Below are 4,663 nucleotides of genomic sequence, written 5' to 3'. Positions count from 1 at the left end.
TAACTTAGTAATAATCCCACAATATACAGACCCATTTTCTTTACTCCCCTCTTAATTTCATAAAAAATGCTGTGTAAAAAAGGGAACCACTTTTAGAGTAGCCCCCTCGTTTATTTTTACATTTATTTTTTATTCCAAGAATCAATATCTGCATTGCTTGATGCTTTTGTGAATCTTGCCAGGATCGTATCATAGCCACCTTGGATTGCCTTCCATACAAATGGGCCAATGACTAATACGATAATCACCGCTAACGCGATTAACATACCGTTTTCTGATGATAATTGTGAGTCTTCATTTTTTAACCAACTTTTCATTTTTGCTAACATTTCATTTCGTCTCCTTCATATATCGATTTTAAGAATTTACTAAAATTAGAACTTATCTATTTAAATCTTTCATTACTTATTCCAAGAATTTACGTCTGCATTGCTTGATGCTTTTGTGAATCTTGCCAGGATCGTATCATAACCACCTTGGATTGCTTTCCATACAAACGGGCCAATCACTAATACGATAATCACCGCCAAGGCAATTAACATACCGTTTTCTGATGATAGTTGCGAATCCTCATTTTTTAACCAATTTTTCATTTTTGCTAACATGATTGAATCTCCCTTATCCATTTATTTGAGCTATACGTAATAAACATCATTCATTTAAAACTTCTATTACTTGTTCCAAGAATTCACATCTGCATTGTTTGATGCTTTTGTAAATCGAGCTAGAATTGTGTCATACCCGCCTTGAATCGCTTTCCATACAAATGGCCCAATGACTAATACAATAATTACCGCCAAAGCGATTAGCATACCGTTTTCTGATGATAACTGTGAATCCTCATTTTTCAACCAATTCTTCATTTTTGTTAACATGTGTATTACTCCTTTTCCTATTCCACTTTTGATAAAGTCTTTTATAAACTTGCAAATCCTTGCATTAAGGATTGAATAACAATCACCATCGGATAAATCACAATACAACCAATAACAGCTACGTTAAATTTATTCATTTCCATTGGCTTATTTTGAATGAGACGGTTATAGTTCTCATGTTTTAACTCGCGCATCATTTTAATCTGTGCGTCCATAATACGAAGACTCTGTACCTTGTCCGTTTTTTGCGCTTGTTGCAATGCAATCGTAAAAGTATTGACTTCTGGACTATTTAAAGCTGCTGCAAAGTTTCGAAATGGTTGATCCGAACCCGCATACATTTCTAATTCTGCAGTAAGTGTAGATACATACGGACGAAGATGTCTTCCAGCATATATCTGCGCCTTTTTTACTGCTTCTAATGTTGTATGTGTTTTTAACAGCTGCAGCATCGGAATTAGATACTCTGGTAATTCGAACTTCCTTGCTTCTATCGCCTGCTTGATTCTTCTCTTTAATAGATAATCAGGATAGAAATAAAGCAGTGGTGAAATCAAAACTCCCACTTTAAATAAGTAGTAATCATGGAACACCGTACATATCAAGAAAACAGATGTGAAAATAATGGGGTATGCTACCTTCATTTTTAAATATTCTTCTGGTTTCGTATCCAGGCCAGCTTCTTCTAATTTTTTCTGAATCTGCTCTTTCTTTTCTTCTGTCAGATACTTATGTGATAACGACTGGAAGGGAGCAAGCATCATTTGATTTAAATTCTTCTTTTCAATTCGTTTTGCATTTTCTACATAGTTCGTAAGTAAGCTACCGCTGTCTTTTTTACTTTGTAGAAAGGTAGAGAATACCCAGTACATGACAACGAATACCACTACAGCTAAAATCGTGGTCACCTTATTCCCCTCTTTCTGTTGGGTTATAATTTGCAATCTTTTCTACACGGGTTGCTAAGAAAAAGACAATGAACATATTTACCGCTAACGCGATTTTCCCCATCATAGAACCTGCTAAAAATCCATATGCTTCTTTTGACATCAACATAATAACTATCGGCATAGCGATGACGATTAAGCAGTTCTGTACAAAAGCACGTTGTGCTTGTGACAAACTAGAACGTAATCTTGCCAAATACAGCTTTTGTTTTTCGAAATCTTCTGCAATATCTAGTAAGACTTGCACTGAATTTGTTCCACCTTCTCGGCTGCACACTTCCAACATTTCATGGAAGAAAACCAATTCTCTAAAGTTAAACGTTTCATTGAATCCTCTAAATGCACGATGCATTGTGGTTCCACCTTCTAATAAAAGAGAAACTTTCTCTATTTCTTCTTGAATGCTTTCATGCATCATTGGCTTCACCTGAACTAACACCCGTTTTGCATTGTTACTAATTTGAAGCGCATTCGCTACTGCCTTCATATAGATAGATAGACGGTCAATGACAACCAAGTAGTACCGTTTTTTTCTTCGATAGAGAAGAAATCTTGGAACTAAAAATCCACATAAAACGGAAATTAGTGTAAAAGGATCTCGTCCAAAGGAAAAATAGAATACCGCCGCAATACTCATTCCAGAAAGAATCGTATATACCCAGTACATGCCTTTCGTCAATTTCCACTCGTACTTTTGGGCTTCTTGGATAACGGATTGCGGTAGATACACCCGTATCCCCTTAATATTCCTTAACTCCAAGCGCCTTTCTTCTTTCTCATTTTCTTGTACAAATTGAGAAAGAGCAGAACCCTTAGATTTTGCAAAAAGTAAAACGAGCAATACTACACTGATAAAGATTAAAAATATACATCCATAAGCCAACAAACTATGCATACTGCACCTCCTGTTGTGAAAGGAATGGCGCATAAAGAGCTGGATTTACAGTAGAAGAACGGAATTTCTTCTCCATTTCGGCTGACATTTTTGCTGTAACGATATGATCCCCATGAATCTTTCCTACTCTCTCATCCATTTCATCGAATTCCTCACCTGAAGGAATAAATTGAGAAAGCTGATTGAACTGTATATCATCTTGATAATCTAACAATTCAATCATCTCTGTAATATAGCGATTACCATCATCTTTCTTTTCTAAAAAGACAATCACATCAAATGTCTGAGAAATTAATTCATATAAATACTGAGCATCGATATTCGCACCACTCTGCAGACACATGAGCATTAAACGTCTAACTGCTTCTTTTGCACTTCTTGCATGGACAGAGGTAAAGCCAGGATGTCCTGTTTGGAAGAAGTTAATCATTTTCAATGCTTCTTTCCCCCTCGATTCCCCTACGATTAAACGTTTTGGTCCTTGACGTAAAGCATTTGTTAACAACCTATCAAAATCGATTGCATTTTCTTCAACCTCGGATGCCCTACACTGCATCGGAACAAAATGATGTTCCGGAAAAATGCGATGCAAATATAATTCAGGGTTATCTTCTACTACAAGAGTACGTTCTTTTTTCTTTCCTTTCGGAATGTGAGAGGCAAGATATTTCATAAACTCTGATTTTCCGGTACCTGTAGCTCCAGCAACTAGAATATTCATTTTGGCTTTCACAGCTGCGGCCAAAAAGTTCAGCATTTCTTTCGATGCTTGATTGGTAGTTAACATACGTTCTTCAGAGGCACGGAGGTGATCTGCATTCTTACGAATCGTTATTGTTGTTCCGAGTCCCCCAAGTTCATCTAACGCAATATTGATACGGATATACGGAAACACACAGTCCACATATGGCTTTGCTGTATTTAATGACTCTGATGTACTGTTTACCATCTTATAAGCTAGAGCTTTCACTTCTTCTTCCGTCTCAAATCGGTAAGGAAATGTACATTCTCCCTCCCCAATTTTTTCGTAAATGATTTCTTTTGTGCCATTGATATAAATATCAGTTACATCTTTATCTTCTTTTAAAGGTTCTATAATCCCAAACCCCACAATTTCGTCACACACCATATTTAGTAATTGTTCAGAAGGTACCTCTGAAATGACAACCTGATTACTCAATAAAAAGCTTTTAATAATTTGTTCTACAGCTGCTCTCTTTTCTTTATTCATAAAGGATTCACTTAGGATATCACGATGGTCTTTTACTAAAAATGCACGAATTTCATCTGTAATATCTTTAATTTGTTGAGCTGTAGTTGTTCCTAACTTTCGAGCTGATTTGGAACGAATCATGTAACCAAAGTGATATAAATCCACTCGATTTCGCTTTAAGGCGATTTGTTTTTCCTGTAAATAGCCCCACATACTCCTTGTCCCCCTTTTAATTTCGTAAACCAAAGAGACCCTTTTTCATAGAGGATTGCTGGGATGGAATACCAAGACCAGCCGCTTCCATAATGTGATGGACCTTTGTATTAATTTGTGGGGAACCAAATTGCATCCCCCATTCGTAACTCGTACGATCTCTGTCATACGGAATGGTTACTGCTATTTTTTGAGAAGAAAGCTTTTCAATATCTTCTACATAATTTTCATCTACCATGTTCAAAACATGAATCATACGAGGCATTGTTAGCTTTGCATCTTCAATCAGCTTTAATTCTCGCTTAATAGCTAACGCACCACGAGGATTTCCGTTTAGCACATGAACAACAAGGTCTGCTTGGTATAGGATTGGATAACTCAGCACCTCGGATAATTCAGTTGGCACCAATAGAATGATATAATCGTATTCTGTGTCCACAAGTGACTCCATAAATGTAGTTACAAACAATTCTTTGTTTTGAATCTCAGGGAATTGAGCTAAGTTATAACCTGATGGAAA

General features: G+C 36.4%; 6 protein-coding genes and 1 pseudogene. All 7 read right to left on the bottom strand.

The features are described from left to right. Positions 1-122: 122 nt before the first annotated feature. Complete coding sequence (locus tag ACS2CR_RS33510) at positions 123-329, bottom strand: hypothetical protein (RefSeq protein WP_000879959.1); 207 nt, start codon at positions 327-329, stop codon at positions 123-125. 72 nt (positions 330-401) lie between these two features. Next, positions 402-626, bottom strand: coding sequence for a hypothetical protein (locus ACS2CR_RS33505; protein ID WP_002063280.1), 225 nt, complete (start codon positions 624-626; stop codon positions 402-404). Positions 627-671: 45 nt separating this feature from the next. Beyond that, positions 672-875, bottom strand: coding sequence for a hypothetical protein (locus tag ACS2CR_RS33500; RefSeq protein WP_000956352.1), 204 nt, complete (start codon positions 873-875; stop codon positions 672-674). A gap of 41 nt (positions 876-916) precedes the next feature. After that, the gene (locus ACS2CR_RS33495; RefSeq protein WP_060852762.1) at positions 917-1,783 is read right to left on the bottom strand and encodes a hypothetical protein; all 867 of its coding nucleotides are present in this window, start codon (positions 1,781-1,783) and stop codon (positions 917-919) included. A gap of 1 nt (position 1,784) precedes the next feature. After that, on the bottom strand, positions 1,785-2,717 hold the full coding sequence (locus tag ACS2CR_RS33490) for a type II secretion system F family protein (RefSeq protein ID WP_000555828.1): 933 nt from the start codon (positions 2,715-2,717) through the stop codon (positions 1,785-1,787). Beyond that, positions 2,710-4,143 carry a CpaF family protein gene (locus ACS2CR_RS33485; RefSeq protein WP_060852763.1) on the bottom strand — a complete coding sequence of 478 codons (1,434 nt, stop codon included), beginning with the start codon at positions 4,141-4,143 and terminating at the stop codon, positions 2,710-2,712. Before ACS2CR_RS33485 ends, ACS2CR_RS33490 begins: the two co-directional genes overlap by 8 nt. A 16-nt stretch (positions 4,144-4,159) precedes the next feature. Next, positions 4,160-4,663 (bottom strand): annotated as a pseudogene (locus tag ACS2CR_RS33480) (AAA family ATPase); the annotation flags it as partial.

Origin of the sequence: Bacillus cereus group sp. BceL291 (assembly GCF_051776705.1) — a bacterium.
Taxonomy (GTDB): Bacteria; Bacillota; Bacilli; order Bacillales; family Bacillaceae_G; genus Bacillus_A; species Bacillus_A cereus.
This window is presented reverse-complemented; position numbering and strand designations above follow the sequence as displayed.

Excerpts from the sequence above, each read along its gene's own strand:
- ACS2CR_RS33510 (WP_000879959.1), bottom strand. The coding sequence starts at position 329 with ATGTTAGCAAAAATGAAAAGTTGGTTAAAAAATGAAGACTCACAATTA.
- ACS2CR_RS33505 (WP_002063280.1), bottom strand. The coding sequence starts at position 626 with ATGGATAAGGGAGATTCAATCATGTTAGCAAAAATGAAAAATTGGTTA.
- ACS2CR_RS33500 (WP_000956352.1), bottom strand. The coding sequence starts at position 875 with ATGTTAACAAAAATGAAGAATTGGTTGAAAAATGAGGATTCACAGTTA.
- ACS2CR_RS33490 (WP_000555828.1), bottom strand. The coding sequence starts at position 2,717 with ATGCATAGTTTGTTGGCTTATGGATGTATATTTTTAATCTTTATCAGT.
- ACS2CR_RS33485 (WP_060852763.1), bottom strand. The coding sequence starts at position 4,143 with ATGTGGGGCTATTTACAGGAAAAACAAATCGCCTTAAAGCGAAATCGA.